Genomic DNA, 14,654 nt, shown 5'->3' on the forward strand with positions numbered 1-14,654 from the left:
GTTCCAAGAGTAGGGGTGACCCCTGACTTGTCCCTGATTCAACCCTGCATCGCCTGCAATTCGCTTAAAGGATCTTTTACCGTTGCAGGCATGGGACGAATTCTGCTGATCATCGCGGCTGTCGTGGCCGCACTCGTACTTCTCGGGCCCCTTGTGGGCTTCGCGCTCACGCTGCTCAAGTGGGGACTGATCATCGGTGCCGTGGCGTTCGGCGTCATGCTCCTGTCGAAGTGGGTCAAGAGGACATAGCGTCTTGGGGTTTCCCCAGGCATAGTTGTGTGATGGAGGCGCGGCCGGCGGTCGACGATGCCGCGCTCGGGCGCGAGGCACTGGCCGTGCTCGAGGCGAACTGGACAGGCACGGGCACCGTGCCCGCGCCAGGTCTCTATCCGCACCAATGGAGCTGGGACTCCGCGTTCGTCGTCATCGGTCTGGCCAGGCACCGGCCGGACCGGGCCCGCGACGAGCTGCTCAGCCTGCTGCGGGGGCAGTGGGCGACCGGGATGGTGCCGCACATCGTCTTCCACACGCGCGAGGCGTACTTCCCGGGCCCGTCCGTGTGGCGCTCGCAGGAGCACGAGGCCGCGCCACGCGTGCTCACCTCGGGGCTCACCTCGCCGCCGCTGCACGCGCTGGCGCTGTGGTGGTTCTACCGGCACACCGGCGACGTCGCGTTCGTCAGGAAGGCGTACCCGGCGCTGGTGGCCCAGCACGCCTACCTCGCCTCGGCCCGCGATCTCGGCGGCGCGGGCCTGGCGGCGATCGTGCACCCCTGGGAGTCGGGCATGGACGACAGCCCCTCCTGGGACGAGGCCCTGAACGCGCTGCCCGCGATCAGGTACGGCTACCGCCACGTGGAGCTCGAGCAGCGCCACCCCGACAGCGACCACGACCGCTACGTCTGGCTGGCCATGCGCTACCGGGACGCCGGATACCGGGCCGAATACCTGCGGGACGAGCATCCGTTCGCGATCGAGGACCCGATGTTCAACGGGATCTGGCTGGCCTCCTGCCAGGCCCTGGCCGAGCTGGCGCCGCTGGCGGGCGCCGACCCCGTACCGCACGCCGAGCAGGCCGACCGCATCAGGCAGGCCATGCTCGACCGCCTGTGGGACGGCTGCTTCTACGCCCGCGACCTGCGGACCGACCGGCTGATCCGGGTCTGCACGGTGGGCGGGTTCGGGCCGCTGCTGGATCCCGGGCTGCCCAGCGACCGCCTGCACGCGGCGGTGGAGGTGCTGGAGTCGGCCAGGTTCATGGGGGCCACCGGCTATCCGGTGCCGAGCTGCGAGATCCGGGCCCCTCAGTTCGACCGTACGCGCTACTGGCGCGGCCCCTCCTGGGTGAACACCAACTGGCTGCTGCGCAGGGCCGCGGCCGTGCACTCGCTCGACCAGCTCGGCCAGCAGCTCGCCAACGGCACCCTGCGCCTGGTCCGGCAGGCCGGGTTCCGGGAGTGTTTCGACCCCTTCGACGGCAGCGGGCGCGGGTGCAGGGACTTCTCGTGGAGCGCGGCGCTCACCCTCGATCTGCTCGCCGATAACGTGGAGGAATGAGCATTTTCCGCCGCCTGCCCGCCGACGTGCGCAAGTCCCTGGCCACCGAGTCCGGGGAGCGGGTGCTGACGTTCGCCGCCGGGGCGGTCTCCGGCTATGTGGTGGCCACGAACCTCGCCCTCTACCTGACGGACGGGACGCGGGTGCCGTACGAGATGGTCGACAAGGCGTCGTGGGACGACGACGGGGTGCGGATCCTCACCACGGACGGCACGCGACACGCCGAGCGGATCACCGACCCGCGGATGCTGCCCGAGACCGTGCGGGAGCGCGTCAACTCCACGATCGTGGTCAACAAGCACGTGAAGCTCCCGGGGAGGGGCGGGGTGCGGCTGGTGGCCAGGCGCCGGCCCGGCGGCGAGGTGCGCGGCTGGACCTTCGTCTTCGACGACGGCCTCGACCCCGAGGACCCGGGCCTGCGCGCGCAGGCCGAACAGGCCCTGGAAGGGCTGCGGCGGAGCATGGGCGTGTGACGCCCATGGACGGGCTGCGGCAGAGCATGGGCGTGTGCGCCCGCCCAGCTGTGGACGCCCGTACGGAGCCGTGTGGGGCGCCCACGCCCATGCCCTGCCCTGCTCTACCGGATCAGTAAGGGATGCCGCTCTCGCGGGCCTTCTTGTCCACGATGTCCTCTTCAGGCCAGCCCGTGCCCGTGTCGGGGTGGTGGTTGTCGGCACTGAGGAACGGGATGCGGTGCTGCAACGTCGCCCCCACCTTCGACTTGGCCACCCCGGCCAGCCTCGACGCCTGCGCGCCCACCACCCCGGCGACCTCCTGCACCCTGGGGCTGTCGGCGACGCGCTGGGCCGTCCGCTTGATCTGTTCGTACCGCTCGCGCCCGGCCCGGCTGCCCAGCACGTAGCCGATCGCCAGACCCACAGCGAATGTCACTCGATAACGCATTTTGCACCTCCGCTGTCTCCGGGCCTACCCCGCTTACGATGCGACACGCACTCCAGGAGTGCGCTAATCTATTCCTGCGCACGACGGAGGGGCCGACAGCCCCGAGGAAGTGCGCAGACGCACGATCCCGCGTAGCTCAACGGCAGAGCAGCCGGCTGTTAACCGGCAGGTTATAGGTTCGAGTCCTATCGCGGGAGCTTCGATTGCACAAAGCAGGCCCTCTTCCTTGATCAAGGATGAGGGCCTGAGTCGTTCCGGAAGCCACTTCTGGTCTGGCGTCGATAGACGGTCCACGAGGTCGGCGAGGGCTCCACCGAGCCCTCGCCGTCGCTCAAGATCGAGACGAAGGAGCGTCGATGTTCCCGATGCCGTCCGAGCTCATCGACTGTATTGAGGGCGACCCTGGATCAGGTCAGGTGTCCACTCATAGCTCATACCGGTACCAACGCCGCGGATCCCCGTTCTCGTACAGCCACAGCGTCCCATCTCTGCCGATCTTTCCCCGTGCCCAGCCGGTCGGGTGCCGGTCGTCCGGCAGCAGCAGGCGCTCACGGTCCGTCTTGGTGATGGCCCCGGCCTGTTGGCGGGCCCTGCGGATCTCCCAGCGGAAGCCGCCACCCGCTCGACGCTGATCGAGGAAGCCGAGCTCGGTGCCTGAGACGGCCAAGCCGTGGCCCCGTGTGATGGGGTTCGGTGTGATGTTCCGGACGCCGTCAGCGTCGATCTCGATCAGCGGGAAGTCGGTGTAGGGGCACGCATGGACCAGGTCACGGCCGACGTTCAGCGCATAGCAGTCGCACCAGACAACGTCTGGAGTGTGGGACGGCGCCATCCAGGGCGGTCCGCCGTCGCTGTCCCAGCGTGCCAAACCGATCATGAAACCGTAGGAGCGGGTGCCGTCCGGGTTGGGGAACCAGTAGTTCGACTCGTCGAAGTAGCTGATCCAGATGTTGCCCTGGGCATCCGTCATGAGCTGCTCGATGCCGTCACCGGCGTAGAAGGCCGAGCAGGTCTGCCCGTTTCCGTCGATCACCCGGACGTTGTCGGTGAGGTGAAGTCGGCCCTCGGGAACCGGCTCCCAGTAGTGCTCGCGGTCGATGCCCACAGGCTCACAGCGGGCGGCGGCCAGCGCGATGCCATCGGCGAGGGTGTCGATGTGGGTGAACCACAGGTCGAGATCCGTCAGCGGAATCTCACTGATCTCGGCTCCGTCGCAGATGACGGCCGTCGCGTCATAGCGCGGAGGCGGCCGTAGCCCGGAGAAGTGCGGGATGGGGGTGAAGCCTTGGGCGGGGTCGGCGACCAGGGCGGCCAGTCGGCCACGATGGTCAATGGTCGAGGTCAGGACCTCATAACGGGCGTAGCGATCGGGAAGGGTCGCATGCAGCCCAAGCCGGCGGTCAGCGACCATAAGCCTTTCTCGTTGTCATCCATCGATGATCGCATACAAAAGGCAGGACGGGATGCTGCTCCGTCTCCCGGACGATGAGTATGAGTCGCCGGCGCTCTGGGCGGCCCACATGTTCGTATTCGATCACGTCCCGGCCGCCGTGGCGGAGTATGGCCGGCTGAAAGCCGAGATCCTCGCCGAGGCGTAGGGACGAGCGATTTCCTGGCCGGGTCACGTCCAGCGGGATCCTGTCACCCGACCAGCTCAAAGGCCGTTTCCGAAGCGGACGTGGTCAGGAGGGGCGTTTGGCGAGGATGCCGGTCAGCGCCCAGCCGAGGCCGACGATGACGCCGCCGACGATGGCGACGACGCCGACCCCGCCGGTCTGGAGCAGCGCGAGCAGGGCGATCACCAGCCCGTAGATCACGGTCAGGGCGAGCATCAGGCGGGGATATGTCTTCTGGGTCATATGCACACGATCGCGTGGCGCAGGACAGAGGTCTGTCCCCCGATCGGTGGACATGCTCCCGGTAAAATGTCGATCATGGGCAGTCCCGTGGACGCGCGGGCGGAGAACGCCTGGTTGCGTTCCTATCCCTTCTGGGACGCGTACTTCGCGATCGTGCTGATCGCGACCATCATCACCATCGTGGTGGACGACGGGGCGCCGGTCGCCATCATCCTGCTGCTCCTGATCGCCGTCTCGTACGCGCTGTGGGGCCGCAAGGCCGTGCGGGCGCCGGTCGCGCCCACCAAGGAGGGGTGGTGGCACGCCGCCGCGATGCTCGTCCTGTTCACCGCGGCCAACCTGCTCGCGTCGCAGTCCGCCGTCGCGCTGTCGGCGTTGATCCCCATGACGTTCATGGCGCTGCGGCGGGCGCGGGCCGTGGCCGTGACGGTGGCCATGTTCACCGGGCCCGCGATCCAGCTCATGGCGGAGAACGGCTCGCACCCGCTGCTGATCGCGGTGGCGATCGTCCTCGGACTGTCGGCCAGTACGCTGCTGGGGGTGTTCATCGACCGGCTCGGGCGGCAGAACACCGAGCGGGCCCGGCTGATCGCGGAGCTCGACCGCACCCGGGAGGAGCTGGCCGAGGTGAGCAAGGAGGCCGGGATGCTGGCCGAACGCGAGCGGCTGGCCGGTGACATCCACGACACCCTGGCCCAGGGGTTCGCGAGCATCATGATGCTGCTGCAGGCCGCGGGGGACGGGCACGACCCGTACGTGCGGCGCGCCATGGAGACGGCCAAGGAGAACCTGTCCGAGACCCGCGCGCTCATCGCCGCCCTGGCGCCGCCCGCGCTGGAGGGCGCCTCGCTGGAGGAGGCGCTGGGGCGGCTGGCCAAGGGGTTCGAGCTGCCCGTGGAGGTGAGCGTCGCCGGGACCGCCGACGCGCCCGCCCTCGTGGCGGAGACGCTGGTGCGGGCCGCTCAGGAAGGGCTGGCCAACGTACGCAAGCACGCCCGCGCCCGCTCCGTACGGCTGGCCCTCGAACACGTGCCGGGCCCGGCCGTACGGATGTCGATCTCCGACGACGGGTGCGGCTTCGACACCTCGGCCGACGGCGACGGGTACGGCCTGCGCGCGATGCGCAACCGGGTGACCCGGCTCGGCGGCACCGTCCGGATCACCGGCTCGCCCGGCCAGGGGACCACGCTCGTGGTGGAGCTGCCATGCTCAGGGTGATGATCGTCGACGACCATCCGATCGTCCGCGAGGGGCTGCGCGGGATGCTGCAGGCCGAGCCGGATCTGGAGGTGGTCGGCGAGGCCGGGTCGGGGGACGAGGCCGTGGTCGTCGTGCCCCGGCTGCGGCCCGACGTGATCCTCATGGACCTGCGCATGCCGGGCGGTGACGGGGTCAGCGCCATCGAACGGCTGGGGCCCGGCCACCGGGTCATCGTGCTGACGACGTACGAGGACGACGGGGAGATCCTGCGGGCCGTCTCCGCGGGCGCGGCCGGATACCTGCTGAAGGACGTGTCACGGGCGGACCTGGCGTCGGCCGTGCGGGCGGCGGCGGGCGGCCGGACGGTGCTCTCGCCGTCGGTCGCCGCGCGGCTGGCCGGGCGGCGGCCTGCCATGCCCGTGCTGTCGGAACGGGAGCGAGAGGTCCTGGAGCTGGTGGCCCAGGGGCTCACGAACGGGGAGATCGGCCGGCGGCTGTTCATCGGGGAGGCGACGGTCAAGACGTACCTGCTGCGGGTGTTCGGCAAGCTGGGCGTCTCCGACCGCACCTCGGCCGTCCTGGCCGCCCTGGACCTCGGCCTCGTCCACCGCCACCCCTGAGCCCGTCCCCAGGCTGTTGGTTCCTTCCGGCCCCGACGGCCTCTCGCCTCCGGCCGGGAGGTGACTGCCTGCGCGTCCGTCGGGGACATGCCTGCGCGTCGGCCTCGGGTGGGGCGTGCCTCCTCGGCGTCCGACGCTGGCCAGGTCGGCCAGGGACACCTCGTCCTCGGCGTATCGGCGGCGGATGGAACGCCGGGCGGGTGTTCCGGTTGAGGATCGCCTCCCGTGCGAGATGCGTCCGTGGGCGCTACCGCAGTTGGTCGCGGCGGCGGGTCAGGGAGGCGGTCTCGGCGGTGTTGCCGGCCAGTTCGATGGCTTTGTCGTAGGCCGCGCGCGACTCCCGGCCGCGGCCCAGCCGGCGCAGCAGGTCGGCGCGGGTGGCGTGGTAGGCGTGATAGCCGGCCAACCTGGGCTCAAGACGGTCGACGGCCGCCAGTGCCACTTCCGGGCCGTCGAGCTCGGCGACCGCGATGGCCCGGTTGAGGGCGATGATCGGCGAGGGGTCGAGGCGGACGAGCTGGTCGTAGAGGGCGAGGACCTGCGACCAGTCGGTGTCTCGCATGTCGCGGGCGGAGGTGTGCACGGCGTTGATCGCCGCGAGGATCTGGTAGCGACCCGGAGCCACCCCGGCGGCGGCAGCGGCGAGGCGCTCGCGCACCAGCCGGTGACCCTCGGCGATCAGCGCCGTGTCCCAGGCCCCTCGGTCCTGCTCGTCGAGGGCCACCAGTTCCCCGCCGGACGACACCCGGGCGGGGCGGCGGGCCTCGGTGAGGAGCATCAGCGCCAGCAGTCCGGCCACTTCACCGTCGTCCGGCAGGAGCGCACGGATCAGGCGGGTGAGCCGGATCGCCTCGGCGGTCAGCTCGTGCCGTACGGGATCGGTGTCGGGACTGGTGGCCAGGTAGCCCTCGTTGAAGACAAGGTAGAGGACGGCGAGGACGCCGGAGACGCGCGCCGGGAGATCCTCCGCGGACGGCACCCGATAGGGGATGCGCGCCGCCTTGATCTTGGCCTTCGCGCGGGTGATCCGCTGCCCCATGGCGCTCTCGGCCACCAGGAAGGCGCGGGCGATCTCGGGCATGGTCAGGCCGGCGACCATGCGCAGCGTCAGCGCCACGCGGGTCTCCATCGCCAGCGCCGGGTGACAGCAGGTGAAGATCAGCCGGAGCCGGTCGTCGTCGATGACGCCGACAGGCTCGGGCCGGTCGTCGTCGTACACCATCTGAGCCTCCTTGTGCTTGTCGTCGCGCTTGTTCTCGCGCCGGATCCGGTCGATGGCCTTGCGGTTGGCGGTGGTGGTCAGCCAGGCGCCGGGGTTGGGGGGCACGCCGTCGGCCGGCCACCGCTGGACGGCGGTCGCGAACGCCTCGGCGGCCGCCTCCTCGGCGATGTCGAGGTCGCCGAAGCGCCTGGTCAGGGAGGCGACCACCCGGGCCCACTCCTCATGGTGGGCCTGGGTGATCGCCTCGCGGACGTCGATCCTGTTCACTGGAACGGCCGCACCTCGACCTTCCGGTTGCAGGCCTTCGACCCCTCGGCTGCCAGCTTGAGCGCCACGTCGAGGTCGGGGGCCTCGATGATCCAGAAGCCGGCGAGGTACTCCTTGGACTCCAGAAAGGGCCCGTCGGTGACCATCGCCTCCCCACCCCGGTTGTCGATGACGGTGGCCGTGTCGGGCGAGGCGAGGCCACCGGCGAAGACCCAGTGGCCGTCGGTCTGGAGCCGGTCGTTGAACACGTCGATCGCAGCGTCCTCGTCCGGGGTGGCGAGGCCGGCCTGGTCGTGGATCACGGAAATCAGGTACTGCATCTGAGGATCATCTCCTGTGGTGTCAAGACAGGGCCGGTCAGGGGCTTCAAGGCGTTGCATACTGCGGGCGCCCGGCCGGCCGGTAGACCAGGGTCGTCACGCCCTTGGAGTCGACCCGCGACTCGACCAAGCTTCATGATCGCGGTTCCTTCCGCCTCGGCGCCGCCCCCTTGCGGGCGGCCTCACCCCTGCTACGAACACCACCGCCCCGATCCGACACCGCCTCCCGGATTTCTTTGAAGAACTTTCAGCGATCCGACAGCGCGGCCGCGCTCCACTTCCTCGACCCCGGATGAGGCATACCTGAAGATCACTTCGGGTGCCTTAAGCCCTCCTTCAGGTGCGCCGCGCCACCCTCGGGCTGTCTCATCGAATCGGGGAAGGAGACCCCAATGTTCAAGCGACGCGCCGCCGTCGTCCTCACCGCCGTCACCCTCGGGCTCGCCGGCATGGCCGGGTCCGCGCTGGCCGACGACGGTCCGATCGAGGTGCGCGGCGAAGGGCTGGTCAGGGTCCACGGCGAGCCGGACTTCCCGGCCGGCCCGCTCACGTGCTGGCTGACCGACGGCAAGGTCGTCAAGTTCTCCAAGGCCAGGGTGGCCGAGCTTGTGGACGAGGAGTACATCGAGCCGGCCCGGCCCGTGACCGTGGACGGCGTGACGACCCTGCCTGCGGACCGGCTGTCGATCAGCGTCCCGGCCGGGGAGCTGCCGTACAAGGTCAAGGCCGGCAAGCGCTGGCACCGCAGCCGCGTCGTCCACCTCACGTGCGTGTGGAGGGACTACGCGGGCCGTTAGCCGCTGAACGCGCCCCGGAGTTTTCCGGGGCGCGTTCATTTCGTGGTTTGGCGGGACAAAGCTGAGAGCGGCTGGTAAGGATGGGTTACCGGTCCTCTGGGCCGGGAGCCGCGGGCAGGTCGACGGGGGCGAGGAGAGGGCGCCGCCACCAGGACGTGTCGCCGACCCGGAATCGGCGGGGCGATCCGATGACGGAGAAGTGCTGATTGCCGCGTGCGTACCTGGATTACGAGCCTGCGCCCCTTCGATGCTCTGACCGTGCAGGCAGTGCTTGAGCGAACCACCGACTTCCGCGAGGCGGAGCGTTTCATCAGGCTCTTCCACGCCGAGAACCCCCAGGCCGGAGGCCTGCACGCCCGGTTGCGCGACGTCTCCAGAGACGTGGCCCGCCACGGGACCTACACCCACACGTACGAGGAGCTGGAGTTCGGCGCCCGGGTGGCCTGGCGCAACAGCAACCGGTGCATCGGACGGCTCTACTGGCGTTCGCTGAAGGTGCGCGACCGCAGGCAGGTGACCACGGCCGAGGGGGTCGCCCTGGAGTGCGTCGAGCACCTGCGGGTGGCCACCGGGAACGGCAGGATCAGGCCGACGGTGACCGTCCTGCCGCCCGACACCCCGGCGCTGCCCGGCCCCCGGATCCTGAACGACCAGCTCATCCGGTACGCGGGCCACCGCACCGGGAAGGGCCGCATCGTGGGGGACCCGCACAACGCGGAGCTCACCGACCTGGCCAAGGCGCTGGGCTGGCAGGGCAGGTTCGGCCGGTTCGACGTGCTGCCGGTGATCATCCAGCCGAGCCTGGGCGATCCGCTGCTGTGCAACCTGCCGGGTGACGTCGTGCTGGAGGTGCCGCTGGTGCATCCGGAGTATCAGTGGTTCGAGGAGTTGGGCCTGCGTTGGCATGCCGTTCCGGCTATTTCCGACATGTGTCTGGAGATCGGCGGCATCTGCTACCCGTGCGCGCCCTTCAACGGCTGGTACATGGGCACCGAGATCGGCGCCCGCAACTTCGCGGACGCCGACAGGTACGACCAGCTCAAGGTCGTCGCGGAGCGGCTCGGGCTGGACACCTCGACCGAGCGAACCCTGTGGCGGGACCACGCGCTGGTGGAGCTGAACGTGGCGGTGCTGCACTCGTTCGAGCGGGAGGGGGTGACGATGACCGATCACCACACCGAGTCGCGCCGTTTCCTCACCCACCTGTCGCGCGAGGAGAAGGCCGGGCGCGTCTGCCCGGCGGACTGGTCGTGGATCGTGCCCCCGATGTCGGGCAGCGTCACCCCCGTCTTCCACCGCTACTACGACACCAGCGTCCTGAGCCCCGCCTTCGTCCATCACCGCCAGCCGCCGTCCTTGCCTTCCCGGCCTAGAACATGGTTCGGTTAGGGCATGGCAGAACTCGTGCTCTCATCCCTCGACCAGGGCGTACTCACACTGACCTTCAACCGTCCCGACACCCTCAACGCGTGGACGGACGCCCTGGGGCGGCGCTACTTCGACCTGCTGGCGGAGGCCGAGAAGGACCCCGAGGTGCGGGCCGTCGTGGTCACGGGCGCGGGCAAGGGGTTCTGCTCGGGGGCGGACTTCAAGGCGCTGGCGGCGATCCAGAGCGGCACCTACGACGTGGAGCCCGACCCGCGGCCCAACACGTTCCCGACCACGATCGGCAAGCCGATCATCGCCGCCGTCAACGGGGCCTGCGCGGGGCTGGGCATGGTGCACGCGCTCGTCTGCGACCTCGTCTTCACGGCCGCGGACGCCAAGTGGACCACGGCGTTCCCGCGCCGGGGGCTGATCGCGGAGTACGGGCTGTCGTGGGTGCTGCCCAGGCTCATGGGGCAGCAGCGGGCCATGGACGTCCTGCTGTCGGGGCGGGTGTTCACCGGGGCCGAGGCGTACGAGCTCGGGCTGGTCAACCGGGTCGTGCCGGGGGAGGGCCTGCTCTCCGAGGCACAGGCGTACGCCCGGGAGCTCGCGGCCTACAGCTCACCGGCGTCCATGGCGGTGATCAAGCGGCAGGTGTGGCACGACTGGGACGCCACCCTGGAGGACTCCGCCAAGGCGGCCGTACGGGAGATGATGGCCTCCTTCGACCGCCCCGACTTCGCGGAGGGCGTCGCCAGTTTCCTGGAGCGACGCCCGCCGAACTTCCCGCCCCTGTAGGCGGGCAGGGTAAGCGCGCAGGGTAGGCGGCTCAGGCCAGGCGGTGGGCGCCGCGGGCCGGGGTGGCGGGCAGGAAGCGCGGAGGCTGGAAGCCGTGCTCCGCGTACGCGCCGGTCACCGACTCCTCGACACTGGACAGGCGCTCCACCGGCACCAGGGCGATGGCGGAGCCGCCGAAGCCGCCGCCCGTCATCCGGGCGCCCCGCGCCCCGCCCTTGATGGCGGCCTCGACCGCGACGTCCAGCTCCGGCGAGGAGACCTCGTACTGGTCCCGGAGCGACAGGTGCGAGGCGTTGAGGAGGGCGCCGATCTCGGTGACGGCGCCCGCGCGCAGGAGGCCGATGAGGGCCTCGACGCGGTGGTTCTCGGTGACGATGTGCATCGTGCGCTTGCGCTCGTCACCCTGGAGCTGATCGAGGGCGGCCGCCAGGTCCGTGACGTCGCGCAGGGCCGGGACGCCGAGCTTGCGGGCCGCCGACTCGCACTCGGCGCGGCGCTTGGCGTACTCGCCGCCGGCGTGCTCGTGGTGGACCTGCGTGTCGATGATCAGCATGCTCAGCCCGTGGGCGGCCAGGTCGAGCGGGATGTTGCGGGAGCCGAGCGAGCGGCAGTCGAGGAACAGCGCGTGCCCCTCCTCGCACAGCGCCGAGGCGGCCTGGTCGAGGATGCCGCAGGGCATGCCGACGAAGTCGTTCTCGGCCTTCTGGCTGAGCAGGGCGATCTCCATGGGCGTCATGCCCAGGTCGTGCAGGTCGTTGAGCGCCGAGGCGACGGCCACCTCGAGGGCGGCGCTGGAGCTGAGGCCGGCGCCCGGCGGGACGTCGCCGTCGATCGCGATGTCCGCGCCCCGCACGCGGTCGCCCAGCATGGCGAAGACGCCGACGACGTAGCGCGTCCAGCCCGCCGACTGGTCGTGACTGGGAATCGTGACGGGCTCGCCGGGAGCCTGGAGGGAGAGGAGCCGGATGGTGCCGTCCGTACGCGGCGTGATCGCGGCCGTGACGCCCCACGGCACGGCGAAGGGGAGGACGAAGCCGTCGTTGTAGTCGGTGTGCTCGCCGATCAGGTTGACCCGGCCGGGCGCACGCCAGACGGTCTGGGGGGCCGCGCCATAGGCGGCACGGAAAGCTTCAACAACGCGCATAATCGAACACTCCTCAACAAAGGCTCGACCGTAGACTAGCGCCATGGAAGAGCTCCTGGATCCCGGGCTCGGCCGGGTCCGGTTGTTCCTGATGCACGACGACAACAAACCCCGCAAACTCCGGTACAACCTGGGCCATTCCCGCCTGCTGACCTTCGGCGGCGCGTACTCCAACCACATCAGGGCCGTGGCCGAGGCGGGGCGGCGGCACGGGATCGAGACCATCGGGGTCATCCGGGGCGAGGAGCACCTGCCGCTGAACCCCTCGCTCGCCCACGCGAGGGCGTGCGGGATGACCCTGACCTACCTCGACCGGGCCTCCTACCGGCTCAAGCACACCGAGGACGTGCTGGCGGGGCTGCGGGCGCGCTGGGGCGACGACGTGGCGATCCTGCCCGAGGGCGGGAGCAACGCGGCCGCCGTGCGCGGGTGCGCCGAGCTGCCGGGGGAGATCTCCGCGGAGTACGACGTCATCTGCTGCCCGGTCGGCACCGGCGGGACGCTGGCCGGGATCTCGGCGGGGCTGCCGGAGGGGAAGCGGGCGATCGGGTTCGCGGTGCTGAAGGGGGCGGGCTTCCTCGCGGGCGAGGTGGCCAGGCTGCAGCGGGAGGCGTACGGGCGCACCTGGGTGAACTGGGAGCTCAACCTGGACTACCACTTCGGCGGCTACGCCAAGTCGACCCCCGCCTTGGACGCATTTATCGGGAAATATCGTGTTGAGGGCATCTATGTGGCGAAGATGCTCTACGGGATCCTCGACCTCGCCCGGCAGGGCGCCTTCCCCGACGGCACCCGCATCGTCGCCGTGATCACCGGTCAGCCCTCCACACCCGTCTCGGCGTGAGCCGCCCCCACCGGCTTCGACTCGGGTGACCCCCGCTGCCGGAGGTAGATCGAGAGCACCACCATCGACAGCACCGCGAGCAGCTCCGACTGCCAGTTCTGCAGGGTCCGGTCCCAGAACTCGGGCGCGGTCACGTACGACCACCACGAGACCGGGTCGCGCAGGTCGCCGAGCCGATCCGAGTTGTACGCCGCCTGCCCCGTCACCGACTGCGCCAGCCACGACAGGACGAAGATGGTCCCCATCACCAGCCCCAGTGAGTTGCTGTAGACCCACAGCCTGAGCCCGTCGGCCCTGGCCCACCGGGGAGAGCGCGGGCCGGCATGCGCCCCGATCCGCTGCTCCTCCTCGGACTCCGTCCCCACCTCCTCCATCGTCTTGGACTCGGGCGACCCCTTCTGCACGAGCCAGACGGTCAGCATGATGTACAGCAGGAACTGCAGGTACTCCGACTGCCAGTTCTCCGAGACGTCCACCGCGAACGGGGACGACGTCACGTACTGCGCGAACGAGACCGGCTCCGCCCCTTCGACCCGCTGCAGGTCGTTGTACTGCAGCATCCCGGCCACGGCCTGTCCGCCCAGCGAGAGCAGGGACATGACGAGGAAGGCCAGCGCCAGCGAGTTCTCCTTGACCCACCTCATAGCCGCGAGAGCCCCACGACGAAGAAGAACGCCAGGCCGACCACGATGATCAGCATGGTGATCGTGAACATCACCCGCATCAGTCCTCCACCTCGCAGTCGTAGGGGAGGTCGCGCACCGGCTCGCACCCGGCGGCCGTGACCCGCCAGCCGTCGGTGAAGCGGTGCAGGAAGAGCGTGTCGCCGGCCAGTCGCACCTGGGCGGCTTCTCCCCACACGCTGACCGACGTGACGGACCCGCCCGGCCCCAGCTTCGCCTCGCGCAGCGCCTCGGCGCAGGTCTGGCCGGGATCGGGGAGCTTCTCGGCGGTCTTGCGGGTGAGCATCGCGCACGCGGCGTCCTCGTGGTGCGCGGAGAGCGCCGCGTGGAAGCGCTCGGCCGCCCGCGCCGGGGTGGCCATATCAGGGGCGCATCCTGCGGCGACCAGCACGAGCGCCGGCCAGATGAGCAGGTTCCTCATGGACCTCCGCTACCCGCGGATCATCCGCGCATGCTAACCGCCGAGCTGGTCGAGGACCGGTGCGACCAACGCGTTCAGCTCGCGGGTCAGCACCACCACCGCCCGGTGTGCGCGCTGCTCGACCTCGTCGTGCGGCCCCTCGGGCTCGGGCGGCAGGTCGTCCAGGGGCACGGGTACCTCCAGGAGCAGCGAGGTCCGCAGGAACGGGTGCCGGGCCAGGTCCTGCTGGGTCGGCTCGACGTACTGGCCGAAGGTCTCCTGCCAGCCCAGCCACCCCCGGTCGCGCCACCAGGCCCGCGAGCGGGTCAGCTCCTCGGGCAGCGGCGAGACGACCCTGACCCGCGCGTAGAGCGAGCCGTCCCAGGTGTTGCGGTGGCAGGTGGCGTCGAGCACACGCCGGTCCCACCGTACGTAGCCGGGGGTCAGCGCCGGCGGCGTGGCCAGCCGCCACGCGGCGCACGCGAACCTGACGGGGGCGATGTCACCCCATTCAAACTCTTCCAGATTCTTGCGAACGTGTACGGCATAGCGCCCGTCACGGTCTCTGTCGAACTCTTGATCGATCCAGAACGCCTTGCCCATGAGGACTACGCTACGGCCTCCCCCGCCCGGCGGGGGCTCCATAAGCACGCGCCATCTCCACAAATGGCCT

19 protein-coding genes and 1 tRNA gene are annotated in these 14,654 nt (G+C 70.1%); 11 read left to right on the forward strand and 9 right to left on the reverse strand.

All coding sequences use genetic code 11. From position 1 onward, the window contains the following. The first annotated feature begins 90 nt into the window (after window positions 1–90). Genes ACIHFD_RS13925 through ACIHFD_RS13935 form a run of 3 tightly spaced genes read left to right on the forward strand, consistent with a single transcriptional unit; the run spans window position 91 to window position 2,029 of the window. Window positions 91–249 (forward strand): hypothetical protein, encoded by a 159-nt coding sequence (locus tag ACIHFD_RS13925; protein ID WP_350725179.1) that lies wholly within the window; start codon window positions 91–93, stop codon window positions 247–249. Window positions 250–281: 32 nt separating this feature from the next. Beyond that, window positions 282–1,556 (forward strand): amylo-alpha-1,6-glucosidase, encoded by a 1,275-nt coding sequence (locus ACIHFD_RS13930; protein WP_397367147.1) that lies wholly within the window; start codon window positions 282–284, stop codon window positions 1,554–1,556. Further along, window positions 1,553–2,029, forward strand: a complete 477-nt coding sequence (locus tag ACIHFD_RS13935; RefSeq protein ID WP_397367148.1) for a hypothetical protein — start codon at window positions 1,553–1,555, stop codon at window positions 2,027–2,029. Before ACIHFD_RS13930 ends, ACIHFD_RS13935 begins: the two co-directional genes overlap by 4 nt. A gap of 112 nt (window positions 2,030–2,141) precedes the next feature. On the opposite strand, the gene ACIHFD_RS13940 is transcribed toward ACIHFD_RS13935, so the two are convergent. Next, window positions 2,142–2,459 (reverse strand): YtxH domain-containing protein, encoded by a 318-nt coding sequence (locus tag ACIHFD_RS13940; RefSeq protein ID WP_350725184.1) that lies wholly within the window; start codon window positions 2,457–2,459, stop codon window positions 2,142–2,144. A gap of 125 nt (window positions 2,460–2,584) precedes the next feature. On the opposite strand from ACIHFD_RS13940, the gene ACIHFD_RS13945 reads away from it, so the two are divergent. Continuing rightward, window positions 2,585–2,656: transfer RNA gene (locus ACIHFD_RS13945), tRNA-Asn, on the forward strand. A gap of 227 nt (window positions 2,657–2,883) precedes the next feature. Here the strand turns inward: ACIHFD_RS13945 and ACIHFD_RS13950 are convergent. Next, window positions 2,884–3,870, reverse strand: a complete 987-nt coding sequence (locus tag ACIHFD_RS13950; protein ID WP_397367149.1) for a hypothetical protein — start codon at window positions 3,868–3,870, stop codon at window positions 2,884–2,886. A 25-nt stretch (window positions 3,871–3,895) separates the two neighbouring features. On the opposite strand from ACIHFD_RS13950, the gene ACIHFD_RS13955 reads away from it, so the two are divergent. Beyond that, window positions 3,896–4,057 (forward strand): hypothetical protein, encoded by a 162-nt coding sequence (locus ACIHFD_RS13955; protein WP_397367150.1) that lies wholly within the window; start codon window positions 3,896–3,898, stop codon window positions 4,055–4,057. 84 nt (window positions 4,058–4,141) lie between these two features. Here the strand turns inward: ACIHFD_RS13955 and ACIHFD_RS13960 are convergent, their stop codons facing one another. Further along, window positions 4,142–4,318, reverse strand: a complete 177-nt coding sequence (locus ACIHFD_RS13960; RefSeq protein ID WP_355207971.1) for a hypothetical protein — start codon at window positions 4,316–4,318, stop codon at window positions 4,142–4,144. A 75-nt stretch (window positions 4,319–4,393) separates the two neighbouring features. Here ACIHFD_RS13960 and ACIHFD_RS13965 point away from each other — a divergent pair, with 75 nt between their 5' ends. Further along, entirely contained in the window at window positions 4,394–5,536 is a 1,143-nt protein-coding gene (locus ACIHFD_RS13965) for a sensor histidine kinase (RefSeq protein ID WP_397367152.1), read from the forward strand. Then, the gene (locus ACIHFD_RS13970) at window positions 5,524–6,138 is read left to right on the forward strand and encodes a response regulator (RefSeq protein ID WP_397367153.1); all 615 of its coding nucleotides are present in this window, start codon (window positions 5,524–5,526) and stop codon (window positions 6,136–6,138) included. The genes ACIHFD_RS13965 and ACIHFD_RS13970 overlap by 13 nt, the downstream gene beginning before the upstream one ends. Before the next feature lie 247 nt (window positions 6,139–6,385). On the opposite strand, the gene ACIHFD_RS13975 is transcribed toward ACIHFD_RS13970, so the two are convergent. Next, the gene (locus ACIHFD_RS13975) at window positions 6,386–7,627 is read right to left on the reverse strand and encodes an RNA polymerase sigma factor (protein ID WP_397367154.1); all 1,242 of its coding nucleotides are present in this window, start codon (window positions 7,625–7,627) and stop codon (window positions 6,386–6,388) included. Then, window positions 7,624–7,947 (reverse strand): YciI family protein, encoded by a 324-nt coding sequence (locus tag ACIHFD_RS13980; RefSeq protein WP_363967251.1) that lies wholly within the window; start codon window positions 7,945–7,947, stop codon window positions 7,624–7,626. The genes ACIHFD_RS13975 and ACIHFD_RS13980 overlap by 4 nt, the downstream gene beginning before the upstream one ends. A 392-nt stretch (window positions 7,948–8,339) precedes the next feature. Between ACIHFD_RS13980 and ACIHFD_RS13985 the strand changes: the two genes are divergently transcribed. The 3 genes from ACIHFD_RS13985 (at window position 8,340) to ACIHFD_RS13995 (ending at window position 10,910) form a co-directional block, all read left to right on the forward strand. Beyond that, the gene (locus ACIHFD_RS13985; protein WP_397367155.1) at window positions 8,340–8,744 is read left to right on the forward strand and encodes a hypothetical protein; all 405 of its coding nucleotides are present in this window, start codon (window positions 8,340–8,342) and stop codon (window positions 8,742–8,744) included. Window positions 8,745–9,011: 267 nt separating this feature from the next. Beyond that, window positions 9,012–10,133: a nitric oxide synthase oxygenase gene (locus ACIHFD_RS13990; protein WP_397367156.1), complete on the forward strand. Its 1,122-nt coding sequence runs from the start codon at window positions 9,012–9,014 to the stop codon at window positions 10,131–10,133. A 3-nt stretch (window positions 10,134–10,136) separates the two neighbouring features. Beyond that, complete coding sequence (locus tag ACIHFD_RS13995; RefSeq protein WP_397367157.1) at window positions 10,137–10,910, forward strand: enoyl-CoA hydratase-related protein; 774 nt, start codon at window positions 10,137–10,139, stop codon at window positions 10,908–10,910. Between the two features lie 31 nt (window positions 10,911–10,941). Here the strand turns inward: ACIHFD_RS13995 and galK are convergent, their stop codons facing one another. Then, entirely contained in the window at window positions 10,942–12,054 is a 1,113-nt protein-coding gene (gene galK / locus ACIHFD_RS14000) for a galactokinase (protein ID WP_397367158.1), read from the reverse strand. A gap of 43 nt (window positions 12,055–12,097) precedes the next feature. Here galK and ACIHFD_RS14005 point away from each other — a divergent pair, with 43 nt between their 5' ends. Continuing rightward, window positions 12,098–12,898: a 1-aminocyclopropane-1-carboxylate deaminase/D-cysteine desulfhydrase gene (locus ACIHFD_RS14005; RefSeq protein WP_397367160.1), complete on the forward strand. Its 801-nt coding sequence runs from the start codon at window positions 12,098–12,100 to the stop codon at window positions 12,896–12,898. Here the strand turns inward: ACIHFD_RS14005 and ACIHFD_RS14010 are convergent. The 3 genes from ACIHFD_RS14010 to ACIHFD_RS14020 all read right to left on the reverse strand — a co-directional run bounded on the left by ACIHFD_RS14010 (window position 12,871) and on the right by ACIHFD_RS14020 (window position 14,584). Beyond that, on the reverse strand, window positions 12,871–13,542 hold the full coding sequence (locus tag ACIHFD_RS14010; RefSeq protein ID WP_397367161.1) for a DUF6766 family protein: 672 nt from the start codon (window positions 13,540–13,542) through the stop codon (window positions 12,871–12,873). The genes ACIHFD_RS14005 and ACIHFD_RS14010 overlap by 28 nt on opposite strands. A 79-nt stretch (window positions 13,543–13,621) precedes the next feature. Next, window positions 13,622–14,002, reverse strand: coding sequence for a hypothetical protein (locus ACIHFD_RS14015; RefSeq protein ID WP_397367162.1), 381 nt, complete (start codon window positions 14,000–14,002; stop codon window positions 13,622–13,624). A 33-nt stretch (window positions 14,003–14,035) separates the two neighbouring features. Further along, a complete protein-coding gene (locus ACIHFD_RS14020) occupies window positions 14,036–14,584 on the reverse strand; it encodes a hypothetical protein (RefSeq protein ID WP_355207942.1) in 549 nt (182 codons plus the stop codon). Window positions 14,585–14,654 lie beyond the last annotated feature (70 nt).

This window comes from Nonomuraea sp. NPDC051941 (assembly GCF_044593615.1).

Bases quoted from the DNA above. Each gene is read 5' to 3' on its own strand.
- ACIHFD_RS14010 (WP_397367161.1), bottom strand. From the start codon at position 13,542: ATGAGGTGGGTCAAGGAGAACTCGCTGGCGCTGGCCTTCCTCGTCATG.
- ACIHFD_RS13940 (WP_350725184.1), bottom strand. From the start codon at position 2,459: ATGCGTTATCGAGTGACATTCGCTGTGGGTCTGGCGATCGGCTACGTG.
- ACIHFD_RS13935 (WP_397367148.1), top strand. From the start codon at position 1,553: ATGAGCATTTTCCGCCGCCTGCCCGCCGACGTGCGCAAGTCCCTGGCC.
- ACIHFD_RS13950 (WP_397367149.1), bottom strand. From the start codon at position 3,870: ATGGTCGCTGACCGCCGGCTTGGGCTGCATGCGACCCTTCCCGATCGC.
- ACIHFD_RS13995 (WP_397367157.1), top strand. From the start codon at position 10,137: ATGGCAGAACTCGTGCTCTCATCCCTCGACCAGGGCGTACTCACACTG.
- ACIHFD_RS14015 (WP_397367162.1), bottom strand. From the start codon at position 14,002: ATGAGGAACCTGCTCATCTGGCCGGCGCTCGTGCTGGTCGCCGCAGGA.
- ACIHFD_RS13955 (WP_397367150.1), top strand. From the start codon at position 3,896: ATGATCGCATACAAAAGGCAGGACGGGATGCTGCTCCGTCTCCCGGAC.
- ACIHFD_RS13965 (WP_397367152.1), top strand. From the start codon at position 4,394: ATGGGCAGTCCCGTGGACGCGCGGGCGGAGAACGCCTGGTTGCGTTCC.
- ACIHFD_RS13980 (WP_363967251.1), bottom strand. From the start codon at position 7,947: ATGCAGTACCTGATTTCCGTGATCCACGACCAGGCCGGCCTCGCCACC.
- ACIHFD_RS13970 (WP_397367153.1), top strand. From the start codon at position 5,524: ATGCTCAGGGTGATGATCGTCGACGACCATCCGATCGTCCGCGAGGGG.
- ACIHFD_RS13985 (WP_397367155.1), top strand. From the start codon at position 8,340: ATGTTCAAGCGACGCGCCGCCGTCGTCCTCACCGCCGTCACCCTCGGG.
- ACIHFD_RS14020 (WP_355207942.1), bottom strand. From the start codon at position 14,584: ATGGGCAAGGCGTTCTGGATCGATCAAGAGTTCGACAGAGACCGTGAC.
- ACIHFD_RS13925 (WP_350725179.1), top strand. From the start codon at position 91: ATGGGACGAATTCTGCTGATCATCGCGGCTGTCGTGGCCGCACTCGTA.
- ACIHFD_RS13930 (WP_397367147.1), top strand. From the start codon at position 282: ATGGAGGCGCGGCCGGCGGTCGACGATGCCGCGCTCGGGCGCGAGGCA.
- ACIHFD_RS14005 (WP_397367160.1), top strand. From the start codon at position 12,098: ATGGAAGAGCTCCTGGATCCCGGGCTCGGCCGGGTCCGGTTGTTCCTG.
- galK (WP_397367158.1), bottom strand. From the start codon at position 12,054: ATGCGCGTTGTTGAAGCTTTCCGTGCCGCCTATGGCGCGGCCCCCCAG.
- ACIHFD_RS13960 (WP_355207971.1), bottom strand. From the start codon at position 4,318: ATGACCCAGAAGACATATCCCCGCCTGATGCTCGCCCTGACCGTGATC.